Source organism: Candidatus Nitrosoglobus terrae, assembly GCF_002356115.1.
Classification (GTDB): Bacteria; Pseudomonadota; Gammaproteobacteria; order Nitrosococcales; family Nitrosococcaceae; genus Nitrosoglobus; species Nitrosoglobus terrae.
In genome coordinates, this window is record NZ_AP014836.1 from 52,775 (window position 1) to 78,113 (window position 25,339).

The 25,339-nt window shown below is 40.6% G+C and carries 28 protein-coding genes and 1 tRNA gene; 15 read left to right on the top strand and 14 right to left on the bottom strand.

Going from position 1 to position 25,339, the window contains the following annotated elements:
• The first annotated feature begins 73 nt into the window (after positions 1-73).
• Complete coding sequence (gene rpsT, locus TAO_RS00280; RefSeq protein WP_096527682.1) at positions 74-337, top strand: 30S ribosomal protein S20; 264 nt, start codon at positions 74-76, stop codon at positions 335-337.
• A gap of 23 nt (positions 338-360) precedes the next feature.
• Here rpsT and proB read toward each other — a convergent pair whose 3' ends face one another.
• The 4 genes from proB to rplU all read right to left on the bottom strand — a co-directional run bounded on the left by proB (position 361) and on the right by rplU (position 3,198).
• Complete coding sequence (gene proB / locus TAO_RS00285; protein ID WP_096526093.1) at positions 361-1,491, bottom strand: glutamate 5-kinase; 1,131 nt, start codon at positions 1,489-1,491, stop codon at positions 361-363.
• Positions 1,492-1,509: 18 nt separating this feature from the next.
• Complete coding sequence (cgtA, locus tag TAO_RS00290) at positions 1,510-2,529, bottom strand: Obg family GTPase CgtA (protein WP_096526094.1); 1,020 nt, start codon at positions 2,527-2,529, stop codon at positions 1,510-1,512.
• A 79-nt stretch (positions 2,530-2,608) separates the two neighbouring features.
• Complete coding sequence (rpmA, locus tag TAO_RS00295) at positions 2,609-2,866, bottom strand: 50S ribosomal protein L27 (RefSeq protein WP_096526095.1); 258 nt, start codon at positions 2,864-2,866, stop codon at positions 2,609-2,611.
• Between the two features lie 17 nt (positions 2,867-2,883).
• Complete coding sequence (gene rplU, locus TAO_RS00300; RefSeq protein ID WP_096526096.1) at positions 2,884-3,198, bottom strand: 50S ribosomal protein L21; 315 nt, start codon at positions 3,196-3,198, stop codon at positions 2,884-2,886.
• Positions 3,199-3,439: 241 nt separating this feature from the next.
• On the opposite strand from rplU, the gene ispB reads away from it, so the two are divergent.
• Complete coding sequence (gene ispB / locus TAO_RS00305; RefSeq protein WP_096526097.1) at positions 3,440-4,408, top strand: octaprenyl diphosphate synthase; 969 nt, start codon at positions 3,440-3,442, stop codon at positions 4,406-4,408.
• Between the two features lie 5 nt (positions 4,409-4,413).
• Positions 4,414-4,490: transfer RNA gene (locus TAO_RS00310), tRNA-Pro, on the top strand.
• Between the two features lie 166 nt (positions 4,491-4,656).
• Here the strand turns inward: TAO_RS00310 and TAO_RS00315 are convergent.
• Positions 4,657-5,910, bottom strand: coding sequence for an NAD(P)/FAD-dependent oxidoreductase (locus tag TAO_RS00315; RefSeq protein ID WP_096527683.1), 1,254 nt, complete (start codon positions 5,908-5,910; stop codon positions 4,657-4,659).
• Between the two features lie 317 nt (positions 5,911-6,227).
• On the opposite strand from TAO_RS00315, the gene TAO_RS09695 reads away from it, so the two are divergent.
• The 6 genes from TAO_RS09695 (at position 6,228) to TAO_RS00345 (ending at position 12,296) form a co-directional block, all read left to right on the top strand.
• Complete coding sequence (locus TAO_RS09695) at positions 6,228-7,268, top strand: hypothetical protein (RefSeq protein WP_197702484.1); 1,041 nt, start codon at positions 6,228-6,230, stop codon at positions 7,266-7,268.
• A 147-nt stretch (positions 7,269-7,415) separates the two neighbouring features.
• The gene (coaBC, locus tag TAO_RS00325; protein WP_096526098.1) at positions 7,416-8,630 is read left to right on the top strand and encodes a bifunctional phosphopantothenoylcysteine decarboxylase/phosphopantothenate--cysteine ligase CoaBC; all 1,215 of its coding nucleotides are present in this window, start codon (positions 7,416-7,418) and stop codon (positions 8,628-8,630) included.
• Positions 8,611-9,066 (top strand): dUTP diphosphatase, encoded by a 456-nt coding sequence (gene dut, locus TAO_RS00330; RefSeq protein ID WP_145955161.1) that lies wholly within the window; start codon positions 8,611-8,613, stop codon positions 9,064-9,066. Before coaBC ends, dut begins: the two co-directional genes overlap by 20 nt.
• Positions 9,067-9,140: 74 nt before the next feature.
• Positions 9,141-10,541 carry a phosphomannomutase/phosphoglucomutase gene (locus tag TAO_RS00335; RefSeq protein WP_231910514.1) on the top strand — a complete coding sequence of 467 codons (1,401 nt, stop codon included), beginning with the start codon at positions 9,141-9,143 and terminating at the stop codon, positions 10,539-10,541.
• A 35-nt stretch (positions 10,542-10,576) separates the two neighbouring features.
• Entirely contained in the window at positions 10,577-11,482 is a 906-nt protein-coding gene (gene argB / locus TAO_RS00340) for an acetylglutamate kinase (RefSeq protein WP_096526101.1), read from the top strand.
• Between the two features lie 58 nt (positions 11,483-11,540).
• Complete coding sequence (locus TAO_RS00345) at positions 11,541-12,296, top strand: sulfite exporter TauE/SafE family protein (protein ID WP_096526102.1); 756 nt, start codon at positions 11,541-11,543, stop codon at positions 12,294-12,296.
• Here the strand turns inward: TAO_RS00345 and pyrE are convergent.
• The gene (gene pyrE / locus TAO_RS00350; RefSeq protein WP_096526103.1) at positions 12,293-12,943 is read right to left on the bottom strand and encodes an orotate phosphoribosyltransferase; all 651 of its coding nucleotides are present in this window, start codon (positions 12,941-12,943) and stop codon (positions 12,293-12,295) included. The genes TAO_RS00345 and pyrE overlap by 4 nt on opposite strands.
• 38 nt (positions 12,944-12,981) lie before the next feature.
• On the opposite strand from pyrE, the gene TAO_RS10020 reads away from it, so the two are divergent.
• Positions 12,982-13,845: a TerD family protein gene (locus TAO_RS10020; RefSeq protein ID WP_269459391.1), complete on the top strand. Its 864-nt coding sequence runs from the start codon at positions 12,982-12,984 to the stop codon at positions 13,843-13,845.
• On the opposite strand, the gene TAO_RS00360 is transcribed toward TAO_RS10020, so the two are convergent.
• Positions 13,842-14,552: a tetratricopeptide repeat protein gene (locus tag TAO_RS00360; RefSeq protein WP_096526105.1), complete on the bottom strand. Its 711-nt coding sequence runs from the start codon at positions 14,550-14,552 to the stop codon at positions 13,842-13,844. The genes TAO_RS10020 and TAO_RS00360 overlap by 4 nt on opposite strands.
• Positions 14,553-14,735: 183 nt before the next feature.
• Here TAO_RS00360 and TAO_RS00365 point away from each other — a divergent pair, with 183 nt between their 5' ends.
• Entirely contained in the window at positions 14,736-15,920 is a 1,185-nt protein-coding gene (locus TAO_RS00365; RefSeq protein ID WP_231910515.1) for an AmpG family muropeptide MFS transporter, read from the top strand.
• A gap of 4 nt (positions 15,921-15,924) precedes the next feature.
• On the opposite strand, the gene TAO_RS00370 is transcribed toward TAO_RS00365, so the two are convergent.
• From TAO_RS00370 to TAO_RS00385, 4 genes are read right to left on the bottom strand one after another with little or no spacing between them, the layout of a single operon-like run.
• Complete coding sequence (locus tag TAO_RS00370) at positions 15,925-16,233, bottom strand: DUF167 family protein (protein WP_096526107.1); 309 nt, start codon at positions 16,231-16,233, stop codon at positions 15,925-15,927.
• Positions 16,234-16,240: 7 nt separating this feature from the next.
• Complete coding sequence (locus tag TAO_RS00375) at positions 16,241-16,810, bottom strand: YggT family protein (RefSeq protein WP_096526108.1); 570 nt, start codon at positions 16,808-16,810, stop codon at positions 16,241-16,243.
• Complete coding sequence (gene proC, locus TAO_RS00380; RefSeq protein ID WP_096526109.1) at positions 16,800-17,657, bottom strand: pyrroline-5-carboxylate reductase; 858 nt, start codon at positions 17,655-17,657, stop codon at positions 16,800-16,802. Before proC ends, TAO_RS00375 begins: the two co-directional genes overlap by 11 nt.
• Positions 17,658-17,684: 27 nt before the next feature.
• Positions 17,685-18,398, bottom strand: coding sequence for a YggS family pyridoxal phosphate-dependent enzyme (locus TAO_RS00385; protein ID WP_096526110.1), 714 nt, complete (start codon positions 18,396-18,398; stop codon positions 17,685-17,687).
• Between the two features lie 116 nt (positions 18,399-18,514).
• Between TAO_RS00385 and TAO_RS00390 the strand changes: the two genes are divergently transcribed.
• The 4 genes from TAO_RS00390 (at position 18,515) to TAO_RS00405 (ending at position 23,520) form a co-directional block, all read left to right on the top strand.
• Positions 18,515-19,552, top strand: coding sequence for a type IV pilus twitching motility protein PilT (locus TAO_RS00390; RefSeq protein WP_096526111.1), 1,038 nt, complete (start codon positions 18,515-18,517; stop codon positions 19,550-19,552).
• 315 nt (positions 19,553-19,867) lie between these two features.
• Complete coding sequence (locus TAO_RS00395; protein WP_096526112.1) at positions 19,868-21,355, top strand: MBOAT family O-acyltransferase; 1,488 nt, start codon at positions 19,868-19,870, stop codon at positions 21,353-21,355.
• Complete coding sequence (locus TAO_RS00400) at positions 21,355-22,383, top strand: hypothetical protein (RefSeq protein WP_096526113.1); 1,029 nt, start codon at positions 21,355-21,357, stop codon at positions 22,381-22,383. Before TAO_RS00395 ends, TAO_RS00400 begins: the two co-directional genes overlap by 1 nt.
• Positions 22,384-22,878: 495 nt before the next feature.
• On the top strand, positions 22,879-23,520 hold the full coding sequence (locus TAO_RS00405; protein ID WP_096526114.1) for a hypothetical protein: 642 nt from the start codon (positions 22,879-22,881) through the stop codon (positions 23,518-23,520).
• A gap of 202 nt (positions 23,521-23,722) precedes the next feature.
• Here the strand turns inward: TAO_RS00405 and TAO_RS00410 are convergent, their stop codons facing one another.
• The 3 genes from TAO_RS00410 to TAO_RS00420 all read right to left on the bottom strand — a co-directional run bounded on the left by TAO_RS00410 (position 23,723) and on the right by TAO_RS00420 (position 25,309).
• Complete coding sequence (locus TAO_RS00410; protein ID WP_096526115.1) at positions 23,723-24,088, bottom strand: DUF6164 family protein; 366 nt, start codon at positions 24,086-24,088, stop codon at positions 23,723-23,725.
• 13 nt (positions 24,089-24,101) lie between these two features.
• On the bottom strand, positions 24,102-25,001 hold the full coding sequence (locus tag TAO_RS00415; RefSeq protein ID WP_096526116.1) for a DMT family transporter: 900 nt from the start codon (positions 24,999-25,001) through the stop codon (positions 24,102-24,104).
• A gap of 134 nt (positions 25,002-25,135) precedes the next feature.
• A complete protein-coding gene (locus TAO_RS00420) occupies positions 25,136-25,309 on the bottom strand; it encodes a metal-sensing transcriptional repressor (RefSeq protein WP_197702485.1) in 174 nt (57 codons plus the stop codon).
• Positions 25,310-25,339 lie beyond the last annotated feature (30 nt).

Consider the following 25,339-nt stretch of genomic DNA (forward strand, 5'->3'; position numbering starts at 1 on the left):
GATAGATATTTACAATTACTATGAAAGTTGGCATTATTTAAATTTTTAAGATTATATTCTAGGAGGTATGATTTTGGCTAATACACAGCAAGCTCGTAAACGCGTTCGTCAGGCTGAAGAACAGCGTGCTCATAATAAGAGTCAGCTTTCTATGATGCGTACTTATATAAAGAAGGTTGTGAAAGCAATTACATCTGGGGATAAAGATGAAGCAGTAACTGCTTATAAGGCAGCAGTTCCAATATTAGATCGTTTAGCGCGTAAGGGATTAATTCATACTAATAAAGCTGCTCGCCATAAGAGTCGGTTAAATGCAAAGGTTCAAGCAATAGTTTGATTTATAAAAAAATACCTGTAGGGTTAAAGTAATACTAAATTATCCCTATGAATAAGTTCTTCTTCACTAATATAACCTAATATTTGTTCTATTTGGCTGCTAGATCGACCGAGGATTCGTCTAGTTTCTTCAGCGTTATAATTAATGAGACCTCGAGCAATCTCTTGGGATTTTAAGGGATCTATGCAGCTTACAAGCTCGCCACGCGCGAAATGGCCATCGCAAGCTAGAACGCCAACAGGTAATAGGCTTCGTCCTGATTCGCTAATAACTTTAATAGCGCCTGAATCCAACTGTAAGAATCCCTTAGTTTGTAACTGGCCGGCTAGCCATTGTTTACGAGCTGCAAGAGGCTCAGTATTAGGCCATAATAGGGTACCAATAGCCTCACCTTGAGCGATCCGTTGAAGCACACTTGGCTCTTTACCTGAAGCTATAACCGTGGTAGTTCCGGAGCGCCCAGCTCGTCTAGCCGCTTTGATTTTAGTAATCATACCGCCACGCCCTAAAGCGCTTGTTCCAGAGCTAGCCATAGCATCAAGCGTAGGATCATTAGCGGCTGCTGCAGGAATGAGCTGAGCATTAGGGCTATGCCGCGGATCAGCATTAAACAATCCAGCCTGATCAGTTAGGATTACTAAAAGATCGGCTTCTATTAAATTAGCCACCATAGCTGATAGCGTATCGTTATCCCCAAAACGGATTTCCTCTGTAGCTACAGTATCATTTTCATTGATAATAGGTACAACGCCTAGAGATATAAGTGTGCGTAAGGTGCTACGAGCATTAATATAGCGGTTACGGTTAGTCAAATCATCATGTGTAAGTAATACTTGTGCTGTGCATTGATTATGCTGCTGAAACTGAGCTTCATAGGTCTGGATAAGCCCCATTTGGCCAATGGCTGCTGCCGCTTGCAGTTTGTTTAAAGTTCGGGGACGCTGATACCAGCCTAGCCGCTGCATACCCGCAGCTACTGATCCTGAGGATACAAGCACAACTTCATATCCCTTATTTCTCAGGTTAGCGATATGGTTAGCTAGATCTTGTATACGGTTAATATCTAGACTACGGTTACTGGTAGTCAGTAAGGCACTACCAATCTTTATTACCCATCGACGGGTAGTAATTAAACGATTGCGATAATCGTCCATAATTTTATTCAGATAACGTTAATTTGACTTATGCTTTTCTAGATATTGCATAATTGCGTGAGTAAGAAGCTGGCAACCTTTTCCTGTTAGCGCTGAAATTTGATAGATAGGCTTTTGCCAAGCAAGGCAAGTACGGATTTTTTGGTAATATGCTGCTTGGTCTAAGCTAGGGATTAGATCGATCTTATTCAATACAAGCCATTGCTCACGTTGCGCTAGAGCCGGATTAAATTGTTGTAACTCTTTTTGAATAGTAAATGCATTTATCACTGGATCTATAGCAGGATCGGCAGGAACGACATCAATTATATGAAGTAATAGACGAGTACGACTAAGATGTTTAAGAAAGCGAATCCCAAGTCCAGCACCTTGAGCAGCTCCCTCAATAATTCCAGGGATATCTGCCATTACAAAGCTACGATCAGAGGCAATATTTACTACCCCAAGATGAGGATAGAGGGTCGTAAAAGGATAGTCTGCGACTTTGGGGTTAGCAGCGGATACTTGGCGAATAAAAGTTGATTTACCTGCATTAGGTAGGCCGAGTAAGCCAACATCGGCAAGTAATTTAAGTTCAAGACGTAAGGCGAGTTCTTCCCCAGGCTTACCTTTAGTAATTCTACGCGGTGCTCGGTTGGTGCTACTCTTAAAGCAAGCATTACCAAGGCCACGAGCTCCCCCTTTAGCGATTAGTAAGGTTTGCTGAGGTCGAGTAAGATCTCCAAATAAATCCCCCGTATCAGCTTCCCATGCCTCAGTGCCTACAGGAACATGGATATAAAGATCCTCGCCACTTTTTCCTGCCTGTAACCGCCCACGCCCATTTTCACCTTGCTGTGCATGAAAGTGACGTTGATAGCGAAAATCTGCTAACGTATTAATATTTTCATCTGCGATAAGATAGGCGCTACCCCCTGTACCTCCATTTCCTCCATCAGGCCCTCCAAAGGGGATAAATTTCTCTCGTCGAAAACTCAGACAGCCATTACCCCCTGCCCCAGCTTGAACTTTAATGATGGCTTCATCTATAAATTTCATAAGTATTAGAGAATAGGCTATTTATCTTGATAAAATCATCGCTAAATACCCATTTATTCTTACTTATTAGCGATTGTTTTTACACTGTGATAATATTTACATAAGTACGGTTATGAGGCCCTTTAGTAGTAAATTTGACTTTTCCCGTTGCTGTAGCATATAGGGTATGATCACGGCCAATGCCTACATTGGTTCCCGGAAGAAAGCGAGTGCCTCGCTGCCTTACTAGAATATTTCCAGCTAATACCTGCTGACCTCCAAATCGTTTAACGCCTAAGCGTTTAGATTCTGAGTCGCGGCCATTTCGTGAGCTACCCCCTGCCTTTTTGTGTGCCATATTTTTATTACCTCAAGTTAGCCTGTAGAAATACTATCAATATGTAATTCTGTAAAATACTGACGATGTCCCATTCGCTTACGAAAATGCTTTCGACGACGAAATTTAATTATGGTAATTTTTTTACCTCGGCCATGATTTTGAATAGTGGCGCTCACTTTTCCACCATTAATATATGGGGTACCAACTTGAATACTGTCTTCATTAGCTACTAATAATACTTGGTCAAGTGTAATATTAGCGCCTTCATCAGCATTAATTTTCTCTACTCGGAGGATATCTCCTTCCTGGACTCGATATTGCTTTCCGCCAGTTTTAATGACTGCGTACATTGATTACTTTCCTGATTAATGAGGTTATTTCACTTAATAAAATATAAATCTTTATTAAATAAGATCTTACTTAAATATTATTATAACAAAGATAATTTTAAACTACTCTCCTTTAAATAGTCGAGAGGGAGAGATGATATGATGTGAAATCTAGCAATTTTTGAGTATAACAAGGTATTATTAGCTACGATGTTAGCATATACAAAAATCTTATTTTATTTAACTGGGTTTTAAAAATATTTTGAATATACAACCCATTTACGATCTCATCGCTGATGATATGCAATCTGTTAATGCAATGATTCAGCAGCAATTACGTTCCGATGTAATACTTATCAATCAGTTAGGTCATTATATTATTAATAGTGGTGGGAAACGGTTACGTCCAATAGTAGTTTTACTGAGTGCTCGTGCTTTTGATTACTTGGGCTCAGAGCATATTGATATAGCAGCTATTATTGAATTTATTCATACTGCTACTCTACTTCATGATGATGTGGTTGACTCTTCGCAGTTACGACGTGGGCAAAAAACAGCTAATAATATTTGGGGTAGCGAGGCGAGTGTTTTGGTGGGTGATTTCCTCTACTCTCGTGCTTTTGAAATGATGGTAAACGTAAATAGTATGCGCGTAATGGAAATTTTAGCCCATACTACTAATACCATCGCTGAAGGTGAAGTGATGCAGCTCCTCAATTGCCATGATCCTGATACAAGCGAAGAGCGATATTTAAATGTTATACGTAGTAAGACAGCTAAATTATTTGAGGCGGCAACTCAGCTAGGTGCGGTGCTGTGCTGTCGGCCTACTGCTGAGGAAGAAGCAATGGCGGCCTACGGTATGCACTTGGGAACAGCCTTTCAGCTAACTGATGATGTGCTAGATTATAGTGCTTCCAGTAAAGATTTAGGTAAAAATATAGGTGATGATCTGGCAGAAGGTAAGCCGACATTACCTCTTATTTATGCAATACGTAATGGGACCACCTCGCAGGCTAAAATTATTCGAGATGCTATTGAGAGTGGAGGTCTTGATAATTTATCCGATGTTATTAAGACTATTGAGTCTACTGGAGCTGCTGCTTATACTGCAGAAATTGCTCGCTGTGAAGCTGATAAGGCAATACAGAAAATTAGAAATATTCCAGCTTCACCTTACCAAGAAGCGCTATTAAATTTAGCTAAATTTGCAGTTTATCGGACTTATTGATATATCGGGGTGTGGCTCAGCCTGGTAGAGCACTGCCTTCGGGAGGCAGGAGTCGCTGGTTCAAATCCAGTCACCCCGACCAATATTTAGTAACTACTTTAGGTGAAGTAGTCAATTTTGGCTGATGAGTTCTGTAGTATTGAGGTATTTACTACAACAAACAAACTCACCAGCCTAGAAGTTAGTTCTTTGTTATGAATAACTTTAAATAAATTTGAAGGAGCAATATTAATGCTTAACGTGTATTGCTATTTAGTAGGTTCTACATAGCTGTTGTTATGTTTAAAGAACCATTCATAGCCTTTTAACATATAGTCCCAGTACATAATCGGTAAGCCTGTAACTTTAATCCACCAATTAAGCCACCGTTCTTTACGTGGATCAAGAGGAAAAGTAGGCGTTACTTTTCCGCCATAGATAAACTCAGCCATTATGATCTTTCCGTAGGCGGTAGTAAGAGGACAAGAGGCGTAGCCATCGTAGCCTTCTTCTAATTCGCTGCCACTAATAAGATGTAAGAGATTTTTTACAACTACTGGAGCTTGCTTGCGAATAGCAGCAGCTGTTTTTGAATTGGGAGTGGAGCAAGCGTCTCCAAGCCCAAAGACATTTTTAAACTGGATATGCTGCATAGAGTGTTTATGAACATCTATATAGCCGGCCTCATTGGCTAGAGGGCTAGACTTTATTACCTCCGGTGGACTTTGGGGTGGTGTTACATGAAGCATATCAAAATCTAGCGTAACCCTCTCTCCTGGTTTTTCACCGCCAACTATCTCAAAAGTTGCTTGCTTAGCTTGGCCATCAACGGCAATCAGGTTATGCTGAAATTTAGCATGAATACCGTATCGGGCTACTACTTTATCTAATTCCCGAGAGAATAGAGGAACTCCAAACATTACTGAGCTTTGAGTACAAAAATAGAGATCGCAGTCACTTAAAACTCCTTTTTTACGTAAATGATCCGCTGTTAAATACGCTATTTTTTGAGGAGCTCCTGGGCATTTAAATGGCAGGGGGGGTTGAGTGAAAATAGCCTTATCTCCCTTATTAAGACCTTGAACACATTGCCATGTATAGGTAGCGTATTTAGGGGAGTAATTACTACAAACACCATTGCTTCCGATAGTATCTGTTAACCCTTCTATCTTCTCCCAATCTAATGCTAATCCTGGGCAAATAACTAGATAATCATAATTCACTGGATCTCCTGATGCTAATGTGACTTGATTATCATGAGGGTTAAAGTTTACTGCTGTATCGTGAATCCATTCTACTTGTTGTGGGATTAAGCTACCTTCAGATCGGCGCGTTTTCTCTAGCGAGTAGGCGCCGGCACCTACAAGCGTAAAAGCTGGTTGATAATAGTGATCCTCTGATGGTTCAACGATAGCGATACTTAGATCCTTACCTTTTTGGTTACGGCGTAAAGAGGCGGCTACTGTGATACCTGCGGTACCTCCTCCAATAATCAAAACTTGGTAATGTTTAGTGTCTGCCATATGATTTTCCTCTTCTAATTTTTCTAACAACTACAAATTTCTAAAAAGCTTTATGCTTCAGTATAAGAACTAATAAGCTGTTGTAACTTATTACCTTAGCATTTAGTTTTAAGCGTAGCTATTAGCTTTAAAGATTTCCACTGAAGTTTGGATTTGCTTGGCCTTATAACATGAGTTGTTTAGATTTATTTTATAAATCCGTACTATTTAGTATTTTTTTAAAGAGATTTCACGGGAATATGCGTGAAAACTAAGATATTATAAATGGAATTTAGTAGCGCTGTGATTTTAAGTAGCCCTAAAACTAGGTGAAGGTAGTGAAGCGATTTCAGATTATTGTTTTAAATATATTTTTTGGGCTGGGATTTGTCTCTGCTTATGGATTAACTGTAGATATTCAGAGTGTAGTATTAACTGCCAAGGCTGCAGAAAATTGCTGTGAGGCTCAAAATAGAGCCCAAAAAGCCCGAAATAGGGCTGAAAAAGCTGAAGAAAAAGCCCAAAGTAAAGCCCAAAAAGCCCAAGAAAAAGTTCAAGATAAAGCGCAAGAGGCCCAGGAGAAAATTAAACAGGCTCAGAAAAAAGCCCAAGAGAAGATTGAAAAAATCCAAGAAGAGGCTAAGAAATCGCAAAAAAAACAGAAAGAAGCCCAAAAGAAAATTCAAAAACTCCAGACAGAGACTGAAAAGAAAGTTCGAAAAATACAGGAGAAGGCTGAAAAGAGAATTCAAAAACCTCAAAAGGAAGCTCAGAAAGCTCAAGAAAAAGCTCAAGAAACTCGAGAAATGACCCAAAAAACCCAAGAGGAAGCTCAAAAGATAGATGCTGTTTTTACTCATTGCGTGATTATAGCTGGAGATTATCCTGGGTTTCGAGTTATTGCTAGTGGAGCTGGTGGTCCTCCGCAGATTTGTCTTGACAGAAGCCGAGAAAAAGTAGATGCCGTTAAGTTTTGGAATGTAGCGTTCGTAGCGACAGAGGCTTTTAGCGAAGCTCGAACCGTAAGTTTTGAGCATGATTTTCGGAATGGCCCACGAGGGCTTGTTTATGGGGGCGTAAGGCTTAAAGGTTTTTTTGCGACTCCAACTGGAGTGGGTGTTCCATCGGGTAGTAAGGTTTGGTTTACAGGCTTGTTTAGTCAAACTGGGCATGATGAAATTATTGGCGAAGAGCTATCACATGAGGTAGGTGAGGTGCTAGATTCCGCACTATTGAGCAAAGATACTCAGAGTCAATTTATTCTCTCTGGCCCTCGGATTCTTAAAGGAGTCCTGAAGTTTTTACTCTTGAATAAAGGTGATAAATTGGTTTTAGAGTCGGGTACTACAGTGAGTATCGATGTTTTTGATCAGCACTAATTAAGATGGTAAAGCTGAAGTTTTTCTTTAAGAAGCTAGAAAAAACTTGATGCTACGGTATTGCAATGGCGGAATATAAAAACGGCTATTATCTTTATCGAATCTCCAGTACTTTACCAAAATTAAGGATGAGCCCTATATAGTAGAATGACTACCCTTAATCCTTTAAAAAGTAAGCGTATTTTATTAGGGGTAAGTGGTAGTATTGCGGCCTATAAAGCTGCTGATCTCGTTCGTAAGTTACGTGAAGCAGAGGTTGAAGTGAGGGTTGTCATGACTGCCGCTGCTCAAAGATTTGTAAGCCCGCTTACTTTTCAAGCGTTAAGCGGAAAGCCTGTTCATACGGAACTTATGGATTTGGCTCAAGAGGCGGCAATGGGGCATATTACGCTAGCCCGCTGGGCAGATCTACTGTTAATAGCGCCGGCCTCAGCTAATTTTTTGGCGAGGTTGGCTCAAGGTTTAGCTGATGATTTACTGGCTGCTGTATGCCTAGCTACTTCTGCTCCTGTAGCGGTAATACCTAGTATGAATCAGCAAATGTGGCAAGCTGCGGCAACACAGAACAATATTGCAACTTTACATTCCCGAGGGGTGCAAGTGTGGGGGCCTGCGAGGGGGAGTCAGGCTTGTGGTGAATGGGGTTTAGGGCGAATGCTAGAATCCCAAGATCTATTAGAAAGGGTAATTAGATCCTTTACCGCGCCTTGTTTAGCTGGTAGATCTGTATTGGTAACGGCTGGACCTACTCGAGAATCTTTAGATCCGGTGCGGTTTTTAAGCAATCGAAGCTCCGGCAAAATGGGCTACGCGCTAGCTGCTGCTGCCGCTGAAGCTGGGGCTCGAGTGGTGCTGATTAGCGGGCCGGTCGCCCTTGATCCACCACTAGGCGTAGAACGATTCCAAGTAGAAAGCGCCCAGCAAATGTATACGACTACGCTTGCTCAAATAACCGCGGTAGATATTTTGATCGGTTGTGCTGCAGTGGCTGATTACCGACCCGTTAAGCAGGTAGAGCAAAAAATAAAAAAAACAGACCAAAATTTGATCTTAGTGCTGGAGCAAAGCCCAGATATTCTTGAACAGGTAGGAAGATTGGCTAATAAGCCTTTTATGGTTGGATTTGCGGCAGAAACTGACAATCTTGAAGCTAATGCCGAATGTAAGCTTAAGGCTAAAAACCTTGATTTGATTGCTGCTAACAGTATTAAAAATGGGCAAGGCTTTGATATGGACGAGAACACTTTAACGGTAATATGGTCTGGTGGTAAAGCAGAACTATCTACAGCTCCTAAGATCCACTTAGCTCGGATGCTAATTAAATTAATTGCAAAACATTATGATGCCAAAAATCCAGCTTAAGATCTTAGACTCTCGGCTTGGTAAAGAGATTCCCTTGCCAGAGTATGCAACGGGAGGGGCCGCTGGATTAGATTTAAGAGCCTGTATAGACGATTCTTTAACGATATTTCCGGGGGCGACTGCGCTTATCCCTACTGGATTGGCAATTTATATTGCTCATCCGGGGTTAACGGCCATGCTGCTGCCCCGTTCTGGGTTAGGACATAAGCATGGCATTGTGTTAGGTAATCTGGTAGGTCTTATTGACAGTGATTATCAGGGCGAAGTTTTGATTTCTTGTTGGAATCGGGGGGCAGCGCCTTTTACGATTATGATGGGAGAGCGTATTGCACAAATGGTGTTTATGCCTGTGGTACAAGTAGAATTTGAATCGGTGCAGCGTTTCAGACCTACCCAGCGAGGAGAAGGCGGATTTGGTCATACAGGCCAGCATTAATTGAAGATAAAAATATAGACTTTTAGGTAGTAGATTACCGAGGTTTAATTTTTTAAATGATGAGGAATATAAAGGTGGAAGAAAAACTTCCTAAACTGGACGGTACTATCGATCCTACTATTTTTAAAGCCTATGACATTCGTGGTGTAGTAGGAAAAACATTAACTTCTAAAATAGTCTATAACATTGGGCGGGCAGTTGGTAGTGAAGCTGTTAGTATAGGTCAGCAAACTATTATTGTTGGACGGGATGGACGTCTTTCTGGTACTGAATTAATTCAGGTGCTGATCGAGGGTCTCCGTGCGACGGGGTGTAACGTGATTGATATTGGTTTAGTACCAACGCCTATCCTTTATTTTGCTACTCATCATTTAAATACGGGCACAGGGATTATGCTTACTGGAAGTCATAACCCACCTGATTATAACGGTATGAAAATTATGCTAGGCGGTAAAACATTAGCCTTAGAGGAGATTCAAGCATTACGCCGCCGAATTGAGATGAGCAGCTATGCTCAGGGTGTTGGCGATCTACAAACTTTGGACATGGTACCTGCCTATCTGCAACAAATAGCTAATGATATTAAGCTTGCTCGACCTTTAAAGGTTGTGGTGGACTGCGGCAATGGCGCTGCGGGAGAAGTGGTTCCGCAGTTGTTACGGGCATTAGGAAATGAAGTTATAGAATTATATTGCGAGATTAACGGGCACTTTCCTAATCACCATCCTGATCCTAGCCAGCCAGAAAATTTGGAAGATCTGATTGGTAAAGTCAAAGCAACGAAAGCTGATTTAGGGTTAGCCTTCGATGGTGATGGAGATCGTCTAGGCGTAGTTGACTCTGAGGGGCGGATCATTTGGCCAGATCGTCAACTAATGCTGTATGCAATTGATATTCTTTCTCGGCATCCTAAGGCAACTATTCTGTACGATATTAAATGTTCTCGTCATTTAGATCGGATTATTACCCAGCATGGTGGGAGATCGATCATGTATAAAACAGGTCATTCTTTGATTAAAGCCAAGATGAAGGAAACAGGTGCACTTTTGGCTGGAGAGATGAGTGGCCATATCTTTTTTAAAGAGCGCTGGTTTGGTTTTGATGATGCACTGTATACCGGAGCTCGCTTACTAGAGATTTTAGCCGCTGATCCTCGAAGCGCTAAAGAAGTATTTGCTTCTTTGCCTGATGCCGTGAGTACACCAGAATTGCGAATAGAAATGGCTGAGGGGGATCATTTCCAATTTATGGAGAGGTTACTAAACCAAGCGGAGTTTCCACAGGCTGAAATAACCTCTATTGATGGATTACGAGTAGATTTTGAGGATGGCTGGGGGTTAGTTCGTTCCTCTAATACCACTCCTTGTTTAGTTTTACGTTTTGAAGCTGATAACGTTTTAGCGCTAGAGCGGATTAAAGAGAATTTTAGACATTTAATGTTGAAAGTCGATTCAAGTTTAGTATTTCCTTTTTAAGCAAATCTTTAAAGTTTATAAGCGCTTAAATACTGATGATTTTAACGCCTGATCGTGCCATGCATATTGCTCAGGTACTTACCGAGGCACTTCCTTATATTCAGCGTTTCGTAGGAAAAACAGTGGTCATTAAATATGGTGGTAATGCCATGGTTGATGATGATCTTAAAAGTGGTTTTTCTCGGGATGTGGTCTTGATGAAGTTAGTGGGCATTAATCCGGTTGTGGTTCATGGTGGAGGGCCACAAATCGGGCGCTTGCTAGCGCGTATAGGTAAGCAGAGCGAATTTATTCAAGGGATGCGAGTAACGGATAAAGAAACCATGGATGTGGTGGAGATGGTGCTTGGCGGTCAAGTTAATAAAGAAATTGTAAATCTTATCAATCAACAGGAGGGACGGGCTGTTGGCCTTACGGGAAAAGATGGCGCCTTGATTCAAGCTGAAAAACTGCATCTAAGGCGAGATACGATTAATTTTGCGATAGATAATGCAGAGTTTGTTGATTTAGGCTATGTGGGTAAAGTAAAGCAGATTAATACTCGTGTTGTAGATACGCTTATTCAAGGTGGATTTATTCCGGTTATTGCTCCGGTTGGAATGGGGGAAGATGGTTATTCTTATAATATTAATGCTGATCTTGTCGCTGGAAAAATAGCAGAGGCTTTACGAGCAGAAAAATTAATTTTACTCACCAATATCTTAGGCCTGTTAGATAAAAATGGAGAATTGCTTACAGGTCTTACTGCTGGGCAGGCACAAAGCCTAATTGCTGATGGAACCATCTCAGGGGGAATGCTACCTAAAGTGCAATGCGCTCTTGAGGCGGTAGGAGGTGGTGTAAAATCAGTCCATATTATTGATGGTCGAGTTGAGCATGCGGTACTACTAGAGCTTTTTACCGATCAAGGGGTAGGTACGTTTATTCATGGTAATATTTAATTCCTGATATCCTGTGGAATTTAAATCAAGCTGTTTTTGATTTTGATTCCAAGTACGCATGTATTTATTTGATCAAGGTATTTTATTTCTTATTTCCCTGCTGGCTAATTTATTTTCAGCCTTTAGCGGCGGTGGAGCAGGATTAGTACAATTACCAGCGCTTATTTTTTTAGGATTACCCTTTAGTATTGCTTTAGCTACCCATAAAGTTGCCACAGTGGCCTTAGGAGCAGGCGCAACTTTACGGTATCTCAGGAATAATGCTTTAGATCGTTCCTTTGCTTTTTTTGTTCTTGCCTGTGGTTTACCTGGAGTCGTTTTGGGGGCAAATGTAATCCTTAATATCCCTGATCGTACTGCGGAGTTAGCACTAGGGGGCTTAACTTTAAGCCTAGGCATTTACTCCTTACTTAAACCAGGGTTAGGGCAAGTTCATCAAACTTTAAACCGTCACTGGTGCGGGTATTTAATCGGTGGCAGTATTTTATTTCTAATTGGCCTATTAAATGGGGCTTTATCCTCGGGTACCGGTTTGTTTGCCACTTTATGGCTAGTGAGATGGTTTGGGTTGGACTATAAGCAAGCTGGAGCCTATACATTAGTGTTAGTGGGTTTATTTTGGAATAGTATTGGTGCTTTAACACTGGGTTGGTTAGGGAATATTCAGTGGTCTTGGCTGCCCGCCTTGCTTATTGGTTCTCTGCTTGGAGGCTATTTAGGTGCCCATCTTGCTCTTGTAAAAGGTAGTCGCTGGATTAAAAGAGGCTTTGAGACCGTTACCTTGCTAGTGGGTCTTAAGCTGATTATTGGCTAGGATTTTGCTCCATATCGCTTACGATAAGCGCGCATTTGATGAAGTTGATATTCCATCATCGGATCTTTTTCCAAATATTCAATAAGATGTTCTAGGCGGGCAATACTGGTTACAGGAATATTATATTGTGCTGTAACTTCTTGAGCTGCAGACTGTTTTCCTTGCCCTATTTCTTGACGATCTAGCGAGATAACTACACCAGCAGGGGTAGCGTTAGCAGCGTGTATAATTGTTAGGGATTCTCGTGCTGAGGTGCCGGCAGAAATCACATCATCGATAATGAGTACTCGGTTACCGCGAAGCGAAGCGCCTACGATATTACCTCCCTCACCATGATCTTTAATTTCTTTGCGATTAAAAGCATATTCAATATCCTGCCCATATAGTTCTGCCAGTGCAATAGCTGTTGCTGCCGCTAAAGGAATACCTTTATAGGCTGGCCCAAATAATATGTCGAACTTGATCCCTGATGCAGAGATTGCCTGAGCATAAAAACGGCCTAGATGCCCTAGGCTATCACCACTGTTAAATAGCCCGCTGTTGAAAAAATAAGGGCTAATTCGGTCTGATTTTAAGGTAAATTCCCCAAAGCGTAGGACTCCTTTTTTGAGTGCAAATGTAATGAACTCAATTTGATAGTTTTTCATTATATTTTTTTACTTAAGATTATGAATATTAAGGCGATATAGCCAATGTAAGCTGTGTTTTAGTTCAGTTAACTAAAGTAAGAAGAGATACAAAAACTGTTTTTTACTTGGCTATGAATAATTCTCATCAAAGTTTAAAGGATATTTTAGAATCTCTTACCCTACGTATAGTATGTAATAACAACATTCTCGCTCAATATCAGCATCAGCTGATTGATAATATTGAAAATGAAGCTGCACTAATATTAGGGGAAATCTACCGACATGAGCAAGGGTTGAAATTCAGAGCTGTTAGCCAAGGGTTTGTTGGTGGCCAGAGAGCCCTTGCTGAGCATTTTGGTGCTGAGATTAAGGAAGGTGATTTAAAAGAAAATGAAATAGCGCTTCAAGAACTTCAAGAGAAACTGGCACGGCAATTTCCGCAGGAAGTGATAGATGAGCAAAGAATTGTTATTAGAGAGAAATTTGAAGCTCAGTTACCTATCATTAAACGTGCTTTTGAGGAGAACTGGAATGGGGCTAGTACTCGGAGGATTCTAAATCGCCTGCTAGAGGATGCTCTAGGTTATAGAATAGAAGAAACACCGGATGAACCACAGATAAATAATAATAAAAATGGAAGAGAAAGAGCAGATTATATCCTTTCAGTTGGGGAAGGCGATGCTATCGTTATTGAGGCTAAACGTATTAATTCAAAGCTTCAAGGGAATGAAGAAGCTCAAATCATTACTTATAGGATACAGTCAGAGATAAAATGGGTGCTCTTAACGAATGTCATTTCTTGGAAACTTTATGAAATTACTACCACTGATAACAAGAAGGTGGCGCGTTTATTTTTAGCGGTACTCATATCCTTGGGAAATCGGTACTTACTCGTACCGATCTCCCTAAAGGACTCTTAAAACTCATTCTCATTTAGTTCGCGGTATTTATCACATCCTGTCTGCTCACCTCTATCACAAGCGAGTCCATATTCCTCCTTAGCTTTCGTGTAATTCTGACGTACTCCTCCAAGGCCGTACTGATATAAAGATCCAAGCTTAGCTTGCGCTTTTGCATCACCTTGTGCAGCTGCTTTCTCATACCAGTGGCGGGCTTTTACAAAATCTTGGCGAAGTTCATATAAAAGCCCGACTTCAGATTGTAGATTTGCATCACCTTGGGCGGCTGCTTTTTCGTACCATTGATTAGCTTTTGCGTGATCTTGGCGTACACCAAAGCCTTCTTGGTATAAAAATCCAAGCTTGATTTGTGCATTTGCATCACCTTGTATCGCTGCTTTCTGATACCATTGGCGAGCTATAGCGTAATCTTGACGTACACCAAAACCATATTGGTATAAAGATCCAAGCCTAACCTGTGCCTCTGTATCGCCTTGCATTGCAGCTTTCTGATACCATTGGCGAGCTCTCGTATAATCCTGAGGTACACCAAGTCCTTGTTGATACAAGAATCCAAAAGCAGATTGTGCTGCTGGATCTCCTTTGCCTGCCCTATCAGCAATAGTTCTAAGCTTATCTAATGCGGGTCCTTCGACAGCAAAGCTAATAGAGCCAATAACTAGGCTCAGTATGGCAGTAATTACTATATAAAATAATCTTGAACTCATAGTTTTTCTCACGTATTAAACTAAAAACCTATCTAGTTTAGTCTATAAATCACTAAGCAATCATGATCAGTTTATGGTCGATGGAATTATAATTCTTTCTTATAACGAATGGCTTCTAATATTGGAGATTTTTTTTTGGCTAGAACGTGGCGGAAATACCTACTTGTTATCTTTTCAAAACATATGATTGTAGCCTTCTTTATGGGTTTTTCCAGTGGGCTACCTCTTTTACTTACAAGCTCTGTATTACAGGCTTGGATGCAGCAGGAAGGTGTTGATCTGACTACCATTGGTTTATTTGCTTTAGTAGGGCTGCCTTATACCTTAAAATTTTTTTGGGCTCCTTTTTTAGATCGTTATCAGTTGGGTCGTTTGGGTCGGCGTCGCGGCTGGCTATTATGGGCACAGATAGGTCTTATTTTAGCGTTAGTCGGGCTAGGGTTTACAAAACCCGCCGTTAGCCCTATCAATGTTGCTGGAGCTGCTTTGTTGGTTACCTTTTTCTCAGCAGTACAAGATATTGTTATTGATGCTTATCGCCGAGAAATTTTAACTGATCATGAACTAGGTTTAGGTTCTGCCCTGTATGTGAATGGTTATCGATTAGGTATGCTGTTGGCCTCTGGTGGGGGGCTTATATTGGCTGATTATTTATCTTTCCCTCAGATTTACGAGTTGATGGCACTCATCATGCTGGTTGGTGTAATAACCACATTACTAGCGCCAGAACCTAAAACTTTTATCGATACACCGAGAACCATACGAGAAGCTATAGTAGATCCTTTCCTAGAGTATTTTCAACGCCAAAATGCGGTACTGATTCTATTTTTTATTCTGTTTTATAAGATTGGGGATGCGATGGCAAGTCATATGACTATTCCTTTTTACCTAGATTTAGGTTACTCCACCACTGAAATCGGTATGATTGCTAAAGGGTTTGGGTTTGGGGCTACGGTTTGTGGCAGTCTACTTGGCGGAATTTTGATGCTACGGATGGGTATTTATCGGTCATTATGGCTGTTTGGTATCTTGCAGGCAGTTTCAACGGTAGGTTTTGCCGTGCTAGGGAGTTATGGTTACAGTTTGCTGGGTCTTGCTTTGGTGATTGCTTTTGAAAATTTAACTGGAGGAATGGGAACAGCTGCTTATGTAGCATTTATGGCAAGTTTAACCAATAAGAAGTTTACAGCTACCCAATACGCCTTACTTTCTAGCTTAATGGGTATTCCCCGCGCTATCATCGCTGCACCAGCGGGTTTTTTTGCTAAAAGCTTTGGCTGGGTATCATTTTTCTCTTTTTGTGCCTTAATTGCAATTCCGGGATTGCTTTTATTACGTCATCTTCGGCCTAAGCTGCTAAAAATTTAGGGGTTTATAATTTAATATTTGCTTTTTGCAAAACCGTATTGAGCAGTAATTTATCTGGGTTTTTAATTCGTATACGTTTATTTTGGCTTGTAGCCCCGGAAAGTAGATGGATTCTATCTTTATTGGTATGGAAAAATTTAGCTAAAAATTGGATTAAATAGGCATTAGCTTTTCCTGCTATTGGAGGGGTAGTAATTCTTATTTTTAACTGATCTTTATAGAGGCCAATGATTTCATCACGGCTAGCTCTTGGCTGGAGTCGTACCTGAATAATCAGAGAATCCTGATCCCATAAATACCAAGAATTAGCCATTAAAATCTCAGATAAGGTGAGGAAATAAAGGCTCGATAAACATAGAGACTACTTGTAAACCTAGCAAAACGACAAGCGGTGACAGATCTAAGCCTCCCATGAGAGGGATTACATTTCGAGCAGGGCGTAATAGTGGCTCATTAAGGCTATATAGAAGGGTAGTGATAGGATTATAAGCTGCTGGGGCTGGGGCTACCCAGCTTAAGATGGCCTGAATGATAATAGAAATCTTGAAAACCTCAAATACCAAACCGATTAGATCGCCCATACTTGCCAAAAGTAATAAAGGTAATGAAGGCGTACTTGATATTAAGCTTGAGACAATAGTCAGTTTAACTATGGTAAGGGCTAAGAGTAAGACAATAGAGGCAGTATCAAGGTTACCAATAGGAGGTAGGGAACGACGCAAAGGGTGAAGTAGTGGCTGGGTGATAGTAACTAAAAACTTTGCTACTGGGTTATAAAAATTAGCGCGTACCCATTGTAGAATCAGGCGCAACATTAATACGAGGATGTAAAAATTAAATAACGTATTAATAATAAACACTAAAGGATTAATAAAATAATCACCGGTCATGAGTAGCTCCAAGCTCCTTGGCAAGTTCTTGGGTACGATTACGGGCAGCTTCCAATGCATCAGCAAAAGCTTGGTGGATACCAAATTTCTCTAAAGTAGCAATAGCACGTTCGGTAGTCCCACCCGGTGAGGTAACCTGCCGCCGTAGACTGGTAGTATCCTCCTTACTTTCTAATGCCATTTTAGCGGCTCCTAATGCGGTTTCAAGGGTTAATAAGCGGGCGCTATCTGGATCAAGTCCTAAATGGATAGCCGCTTTTTCCATGGCTTCCATTACCAGAAAAAAATAAGCAGGTCCACCACCTGATAGCGCAGTCACAGCTTCCATTAAATGTTCGCTGCTAAGCCATAAAGTCATCCCTACGGCTCGTAATATAGACTCGGCTAGCTGTCGCTGTTGGGAAGTAGTCTGAGGGCTAGCAAACAAGGCTGTGGCGCCCGCTTGAACTAATGCGGGTGTATTGGGCATTGCGCGAAGAATGGGCGCTGAGCATCCAAGCCAATATTCTAAATCGGAAATTCGAATCCCGGCGGCGATGCTTATCCACAACGGCTGACTTGGCGTAGCTAGTTGTTTTAGGGCGATACTCGCGGTTTTTATCTGTTGTGGCTTAACTGCTAGAACAACTACCTCCGCTTTCTGGGCTGCTTGAAAATTATCCAAAGTGGTATTAATACCAAAATGGTGATAGAGCCTATCTAGTTTACTTTGATCAGGATCGGCAACCCAAATAGCTTGGGCATCATAGCCATTAGCAATTAAGCCACCAATAAGGCTAGTGGCCATGTGACCCCCCCCGATAAAGGCAAGGGCTTGCTTATTTGTGGCTTGATTTTTTAGCTTCATGTTCAAATCCAGAAATGGTACAGAATATTAAAAGGGCTGTTGTGGTTTAAGGGGTTTTTGTGGTCGAGAGCCAAAGATGGCGGTGCCGATGCGAACTAACGTAGCGCCTTCAGCAATAGCAGCTTCCAAATCATCTGACATTCCGATGGACAGGATATCTAGTGCTAGTCCCATCTGGCGAAGCTCGATCCATAGCTGATATAAAGCTCGAAATGGTTGGCGTTGTTCTTCAAAATCAGAGGTAATGGCGGGTACAGTCATTAATCCTCGTAATGAGAGTCGAGGTATTTCGGCTATCTCTTGTGCCAGCTTAGGAAGATCTTCAGGCATAACGCCGGATTTGGAATCTTCATCGCTAATATTAACTTGCAAGCATATATTAAGATCCCCTAGTTCCGGTGGCCGTTGATCGCTAAGGCGCTGGGCAATCTTTAAGCGATCAACGCTATGTACCCAATCAAAGTGAGTGGCAATATCGCGAGTCTTATTTGATTGGATAGGGCCAATAAAATGCCATTCGTAGTGTTCTGATTCCAGTTCTCTAATTTTTGGTAGTGCTTCTTGCAGATAATTTTCACCGAAAGATCGCAATCCAGAAGCGGCTGCCGTACGAATTGCATCTACCGAGCAGGTTTTAGTGGCAGCTATCAGCGTAACGCTCCCTGCAGGGCGGCTAAAGCGTTGTTCAGCTTGAGTAATTCTAGCGCGGACTTGTGCTAGTTGTTGTTCAATCAGTGCCATATTTTATTTGCTACCTCCTAGCTAACAGAATAACTTTAGTTTGGTTAAGTTTAACCGATATTGCTAATGAAAAACTGACCATTCTCCAAATACCTTAAAAATTATTGAATAAATTTATGGATATCACTGCGTTACTGGCTTTTAGTGTGAAAAATTCTGCTTCCGACTTACACCTCTCTGCGGGGCTTCCGCCAATGCTTCGGGTAGATGGTGAGATACATCGGATCGACTTACCGGCTCTGGATCATAAAGAAATTCATAGCACTATCTACAGTATCATGAATGATAAGCAACGTAAGAGTTTCGAGGAATTCCTTGAAACTGATTTTTCCTTTGAAATCCCTGGATTGGCTCGTTTTCGGACTAATGTATTTACCCAGAATCGCGGATTGGCCGCGGTGTTCCGCACTATTCCTTCCAAAGTATTAACTTTAGAAGAACTTAATGCTCCCTCCGGATTTAAGGATATTGCTAATAATTCTCGGGGAATTGTATTAGTAACAGGGCCAACAGGTTCTGGGAAATCCACTACCCTAGCGGCTATGATTAATTATAAAAATGAGAATGATTTTGCGCATATTTTGACTATTGAAGATCCTATTGAGTTTGTGCATGAGAGCAAAAAGAGCCTTATTAATCAAAGAGAAATACATCGAGATACTTATGGTTTTAATGAAGCGTTACGTTCAGCCTTACGGGAAGATCCTGATATTATCTTAGTAGGTGAAATGCGAGATCTAGAAACCATTCGCTTAGCTTTAACAGCGGCAGAGACAGGTCATCTAGTTTTTGGTACTTTACATACCAGTTCAGCAGCAAAGACGATTGATCGTATTATTGATGTTTTTCCAGCTACGGAGAAGGCTATGGTACGTTCTATGCTTTCTGAGTCCCTGCGAGCGGTTATCTCTCAAACTCTACTTAAAAAGGCAGGTGGGGGTCGAGTAGCTGCCCATGAGATTATGGTAGGTACGCCCGCCATTCGTAATCTTATTCGTGAGGACAAGATCCCTCAAATGTACTCTGCTATTCAAACGGGGCAGAGTGTAGGTATGCAAACCCTAGATCAATGTTTGTTGGATCTAATCCGCCGTAATGTCGTCACGAAACAGGAGGCGGTCAAAAAAGCGGTGAATAAGGATATTTTTCGCTAGAGTACTGATAATTACGGGGTATTTACTTAGAAAACAATACTTATGATTTATACGATAGCAAGAAAAAATTTGATATCTATGATTATGCTATATCAATCTTTGGAATTGCTACATGTTTATTTAGTGTCTTGGCGTATTGAAAAAGATAAACTGGTTGATACCCTTGTTACTCACAATCAGATCTCTAGATAGGGCTGCGTTAGTAAAGACGCTTTAAGAATGGAAATTTTGTTACTTAGATTGATTTAAGATAAGCTCTAGCGCGAATAATTTCAAATAGTTTCAGAAATAGCTTAAACTTTCTTACCTCTTGCTGTGCTTTTTACATCCGCCTTATTTTCTTTTCTATATCTGCCCATTGTTGCAACAGGTTTCTTTATATTTGGTCGCTATCCGCGGGCAGCATCGGCTTGGCTTGGGCTGGCCTCCATATGTTTCTACGGCTATTGGATGCCGAAATACATTGTATTATTGCTAGTATCAATTGTAGTTAACTACGGGTTTGGGGTTGTCATTGGCAGATTACGTGACAAGGATAGTAATTCCAGCGGAATATCTGCACGTATTGCATTGATTTTTGGCTTAATCTTTAATCTTAGCTTACTGTCTTGGTTTAAATATGCAAATTTTTTGCTGGATACACTACGGGCAATTAGCAATTTAAATTTGTCCGAAATCGATGTAATTTTGCCCATTGGAATTTCATTCTTTACTTTTACACAGATAGCCTTTCTGGTTGATACGTATACAAAGGGAACACGCGAGTATCGTTTCATCCATTATTTATTGTTTGTTACCTATTTTCCACATTTAATTGCTGGGCCAATTCTGCACCATGCCCAGATGATGCCTCAGTTTGCAAGCCTTGAAATCTATCGTCCTCAAATAGCAAAAATAGCTGCTGGGCTTGGGTTATTTGCATTAGGCTTAATTAAAAAAATTATACTGGCAGATGGTATTGCTCCCTATGCTGATGCGGTATTTGATGCTACAGCGGCTAGTCATTTGCCAACTATGCCTGAGGCTTGGATAGGGGCGGTTGCTTATACGTTACAGCTTTATTTTGATTTTTCAGGTTATTCTGATATGGCTGTGGGTTTATCGATGATTTTTGGAATTCGGCTACCCTTCAATTTTGCTTCACCTTATCGTGCTACCAATATTTCCGAATTTTGGCGTCGTTGGCATATGACTTTATCTGCTTTTTTGCGTGATTATTTATATATTTCACTTGGGGGTAATCGGCGTGGAGAGTTGCGACGTATCATTAATCTTATGGTAACGATGCTTCTTGGCGGTCTTTGGCATGGCGCGAGCTGGACATTTGTAGTTTGGGGAGGAGCGCATGGACTTTACTTAGTAATGCACCATAGTGTTGGTAACGCGTTTACCCGATATCTTGCTTTTCTAGTGCCCCGCTCTTTTATTACATTGGCGGCTTGGTTAATGACGATGTTTGCTGTTATTGTAGCTTGGGTCTTTTTTCGCGCTACTGATTTCACGTCGGCTAGCATTATATTATCAGCCATGTTCTCAATTGTAGATGCCGACTCTTTCCCAAAGGTTTTGTTTAATGCTGGATTAAGCACATCTCGTGGTGTTTGGTTAATTCTGGTATGGAGTTTAATTGCAGTGCTGCCAGTAAATTCAAATATGTTATTTGATCGACTACTTAAGGTTTGCATCCAATCTCAATGGATTGCTTGGTTCAGTACTGGGGCAGCGACTACTATGGTAATAGCGCTAATCATTATTAACGAGCTGCGTGCCAGTATAAGCCCATTTATTTATTTTAGCTTTTAATGTTTCATAAAATTTTACCCTTAGCCCTCGGATCGCTAGTTTCACTCATTGCTATGGAGCTGGTGCTGCGTGTTTTACCAACGCCAACAGCTACTCATATGGGGCAATACATTGATCCGTTTATAACGACCTATCCACCAAACTTTGAGTTTCAGAGTGCTACTGGGTGGGACTTTCTTAATCCTCAACGACAACGCTCGAACGAATTTGGGTTTATTCCTAATCGGTCATTTTCATCTTCATTGGGGGCTGTTGCACTGATAGGAGATAGCCTAGTTGAGCAATCAATGCTTGCTCCATCAGATCGCTTGGCAGCAAAGCTTGAAAATGAACGTAATGGTGTCCCTGTTTTTTCATTAGGGATTCCGGGTAGCAGCTTGTTTGACTATCTTGAACGAGTTAGGTTTGCATATGATACGCTAGGTATTAGAAAGTTTTGGATTGTTGTTGAACGCGCCGATGTTCACCAAAGTCTTTGTGAGCATGCTTCCTATACAGATGTCTGTCTGGATAAAAACGGTGAACTCTTTCACAAGAAGAAGCTGGCTCATAGCGCTCTGCGAGATCTTCTTGCACACTCCGCTATCTTGCAGTATTTTTTCGGTGTATTAAGGTTATCAGCTGGAACTTTAACCAAGATTATTAACCCTTTTTCTACCCTAAATATGGGAGCTAATGTCACTACAGTAATAGATGATAGGCCCTCACCTCTCTCGTCGGCTGAAACTCAAGTGGTTAAACGATTTTTCCAAGATCTCACAAGTTTTAGCTCGATAAAAGCAGGTATTGTACTTGATCCACAAGTTGGAAATCTTAATCGTAGCGAAGAGTTTATTAGTCCTGCACTGGAGTCAATGTATAAACAGGCAATTGCAACGGGTATTGCAGTAATTCATCCTTTTCAAGATTTAAAACAATATTCGGATTCAACTAGGCTAGAAATGCGAGTTGGCCCTTATGATGCACATTGGAATGCACGAGCAAATATTATTATCGCTAAAGCAATCCTCAGGGACGCACCGATGTGAATCTAGAGAGAATATAACTAAGCAAAACCCTATTCTGATCTCTAAAGATCCTTGATGGTTTAATCTCTGAAAAAGGGATATAGTTGTGTTATTTATTACGTTTTTCTGCGTAGCCTTATGCTAAATTTCCTCAACTCCTTTTCATATTATTAGCTTTTTTATATTACATGCGAGTAATTAATAATTACGCTAATGAGTGGGAATAATTAATATGGTGCCTTAAAAAAATCTGACTTATTATTAAGAGAGTGTTTAGTAAGATTTTTAAATTTTTAGCACACTATGCGCAAGATAGTAGCAAATTAATGTTATCTATGGATTAGTAATAAATAATAGATAAGTGGGCAAATATTAGCTATATACTTAAAAGTTAAAAATATATTAATAGATAGTTTTATCACGATGATGAGGCCTAATTATTGCCTAATCCAGAAAGGATCCACCTGCTTTCCTGCTTATTTAAAGAGGTCGGTAGGTTAGAGAGGAAAGAGAATAATGAAAAAATTATCACAGAATGCTTTTTTTCTTACCATAACTGCTCTTTTCTGTATATCTCATGCTTGGGCACAAGGAAGTAGCCAAACGCAGCAGCCCGGTTACATAGGACTACCTTGCGTTACAACGGATAAAGGGTATGTCGTTCATTTTACTGCCTACCAGCCAGCAGCAGGGACGATGGAGAAAGAAAAAGAAAAAGAAGGGGAAGTAAGATCAGCATTTCAGCGTTTTTGCCATGATCTACCTATAGCAGGTGTTACCTATATCACAATTGATCTTGTTGACAAATATACTAGGAATCGACTTGTTGCTCTTCGGATTGTGGAGGTGGAAGCAGGTGAGGAACCAGATTCCATAACAGAAGTACGCACATTAATAGATGTCCCAGAGAAGAAATATCGTACAGGTCTGGTGGAAACTCAGGTGACGTTTGATCAAAAAGGTTTATATGCGGCTATTTTAACTATAGGAGGGGAGGAGCTCACTATTCCGGTGCGAGTGGGAATAGAAAAGGAGATTCCATTAGCGCGACGGATATCAAATATAGTTTTAGGAGTTTTAATACTTTCTATACTTGGTTATGTGCTTTATCATTTTAGATTACAAATTTTAGCGAAGATAAAAAATAAAAAAGCATAGCTCACTTATATCTTAAAATAGATACTCCGATTGCCCAATTGCAATGTAGGCAAGAAAATATCTATGCTTGGGTAGTCGGATGTTTTTGTTGATAAAGCCATTGTTTTGCTAATGATTATTCTAAGTACAATAGTCGGTTTTTCTGACAGGAGATATAAGACAGATAGAAGTATGGTAGGCTGACGATCTCTACGCCTGCTTGCTAGTTTCCAAGGCTTATGAAGGGCTTGATAGATAAATAAAGTATTATAATAATTAACATTAGATGGGATATTATTTTAATAGGATCTTTTTTAATTCTATCAATAATAGTTTCAGTTTTTCCTTCCCTTTTTAATTTTTCATGTTCTTTTCTTGCTTTATAAGCCTTCTCCGTTTGGTATCTTGTAATGAGTAAATTTGCTTTTTCTAGTAGATGCTCATTTTTTAAATAGATAGCTGCCGTCGATATTCCCCATATGCTGGAAGGAGTTTCATAATAGTTTATTTCATTTTTATTCAGTAATTCCCGAATTTCTTCGGCTTCATCTTCAGATACATCTCTAAGTGAGAATAATTTACAAGCCATAGTTAATTTTACGCTAATTACTATTGATGTTAGTTGCATTTTTATTTTCGTAAATAGGCATTCTTCGGCTGATTGCTACTGTAGTGACTACTAGCCAGGCAAAGATAACAGTGGTGGTGTTTATTTCTTCTCCAATAAGTATTTGTGAGGCAGCAATGGTAATAAATGGTTGAATTAATAGTGTTTGGCTGACACGAGCAACGCCACCAAGGGCTAAGCTTTTATTCCAGAAAAAAAGCGCAAATAATTGCGATACCAATGCTAGATATAGAAAACTGACCCATATATTAATGGGTAGCTTATAAATTTCTTCTGGAGCAGTGACTATTGATGGAACGAGTATAATGGGCAGTGAAAGTACCAGTGCCCAACAAATTACATTCCAGCCTCCTATTTCTCTAGCTAGTATCCCCCCTACCGCATAACCGATTGCCGCAGCAATCGCCGCACCTAGCAGGGCAATATCTCCCCATAAGAGATTCCCTACCTCTTGTAAAAAAACGTAACTTATTACTAAGGTAGCCCCTAATATGCTTGAGAGCCAAAAACCCAATGAAGGTTGTTCTTTTCCTATCTTGGCTCCAACAGTTGCTGTAATTAATGGTTGAATACCTAGTACGACACCGCCATGGGAGGCAGGAACAGTCTTCATAGCCCAAGCAGATAAAATAGGAAAACCAATCACTACCCCGAGCGCAACAATAATAAGCTGTAAAATCTGTTTTTTACTAGGAATTATTTCCTTTGTAAGTAGTAGCCATAATCCTGCAATTGTGGCGGCAATCACTGCCCGTCCTGAACTAATAAAGATAGGATCAAGATAAACTACCACTAAGCGGGTAACAGGTAAGGTTAATCCAAATCCTATTACGGCTATTAGGCCCAGCATCAGCCCTTTTTTCTCATTATTCATGCCAGTGAGATAGTCCAAGAAAGGTAGAATGATTAATAGACGAAGATAGCAGCGAGCAAATTAAAAAGTATTTTACTTTATATTTTGGGAGGTTAAAAAAATTATCTCTAGAAGCAGTACTAGCAACGTAGTTTTTAATGGCTTTGGCCATCAGGCTCTGTGCAGTACCACCTACGGCGGCAGTCTGATGCAGCTACTTCAGCGCAACCCTGCTCAGCATCTAGTGCCCGCTCAATGGCTTCTACTTGGTTGCGGATGCGACGTACGCATGCTAGTAATTTAGCTTTTCCTTGGACGGTATGGCTCATGGCAATATATATAGATGTAGGGGATACATT

Bases quoted from the DNA above. Each gene is read 5' to 3' on its own strand.
- proB (WP_096526093.1), bottom strand. From the start codon at position 1,491: ATGGACGATTATCGCAATCGTTTAATTACTACCCGTCGATGGGTAATA.
- cgtA (WP_096526094.1), bottom strand. From the start codon at position 2,529: ATGAAATTTATAGATGAAGCCATCATTAAAGTTCAAGCTGGGGCAGGG.
- rpmA (WP_096526095.1), bottom strand. From the start codon at position 2,866: ATGGCACACAAAAAGGCAGGGGGTAGCTCACGAAATGGCCGCGACTCA.
- rplU (WP_096526096.1), bottom strand. From the start codon at position 3,198: ATGTACGCAGTCATTAAAACTGGCGGAAAGCAATATCGAGTCCAGGAA.
- TAO_RS00315 (WP_096527683.1), bottom strand. From the start codon at position 5,910: ATGGCAGACACTAAACATTACCAAGTTTTGATTATTGGAGGAGGTACC.
- coaBC (WP_096526098.1), top strand. From the start codon at position 7,416: ATGACTACCCTTAATCCTTTAAAAAGTAAGCGTATTTTATTAGGGGTA.
- dut (WP_145955161.1), top strand. From the start codon at position 8,611: ATGCCAAAAATCCAGCTTAAGATCTTAGACTCTCGGCTTGGTAAAGAG.
- argB (WP_096526101.1), top strand. From the start codon at position 10,577: ATGATTTTAACGCCTGATCGTGCCATGCATATTGCTCAGGTACTTACC.
- TAO_RS00345 (WP_096526102.1), top strand. From the start codon at position 11,541: ATGTATTTATTTGATCAAGGTATTTTATTTCTTATTTCCCTGCTGGCT.
- pyrE (WP_096526103.1), bottom strand. From the start codon at position 12,943: ATGAAAAACTATCAAATTGAGTTCATTACATTTGCACTCAAAAAAGGA.
- TAO_RS00360 (WP_096526105.1), bottom strand. From the start codon at position 14,552: ATGAGTTCAAGATTATTTTATATAGTAATTACTGCCATACTGAGCCTA.
- TAO_RS00365 (WP_231910515.1), top strand. From the start codon at position 14,736: ATGATTGTAGCCTTCTTTATGGGTTTTTCCAGTGGGCTACCTCTTTTA.
- TAO_RS00370 (WP_096526107.1), bottom strand. From the start codon at position 16,233: ATGGCTAATTCTTGGTATTTATGGGATCAGGATTCTCTGATTATTCAG.
- TAO_RS00375 (WP_096526108.1), bottom strand. From the start codon at position 16,810: ATGACCGGTGATTATTTTATTAATCCTTTAGTGTTTATTATTAATACG.
- proC (WP_096526109.1), bottom strand. From the start codon at position 17,657: ATGAAGCTAAAAAATCAAGCCACAAATAAGCAAGCCCTTGCCTTTATC.
- TAO_RS00385 (WP_096526110.1), bottom strand. From the start codon at position 18,398: ATGGCACTGATTGAACAACAACTAGCACAAGTCCGCGCTAGAATTACT.
- TAO_RS00390 (WP_096526111.1), top strand. From the start codon at position 18,515: ATGGATATCACTGCGTTACTGGCTTTTAGTGTGAAAAATTCTGCTTCC.
- TAO_RS00400 (WP_096526113.1), top strand. From the start codon at position 21,355: ATGTTTCATAAAATTTTACCCTTAGCCCTCGGATCGCTAGTTTCACTC.
- TAO_RS00405 (WP_096526114.1), top strand. From the start codon at position 22,879: ATGAAAAAATTATCACAGAATGCTTTTTTTCTTACCATAACTGCTCTT.
- TAO_RS00410 (WP_096526115.1), bottom strand. From the start codon at position 24,088: ATGGCTTGTAAATTATTCTCACTTAGAGATGTATCTGAAGATGAAGCC.
- TAO_RS00415 (WP_096526116.1), bottom strand. From the start codon at position 25,001: ATGAATAATGAGAAAAAAGGGCTGATGCTGGGCCTAATAGCCGTAATA.
- TAO_RS00420 (WP_197702485.1), bottom strand. From the start codon at position 25,309: ATGAGCCATACCGTCCAAGGAAAAGCTAAATTACTAGCATGCGTACGT.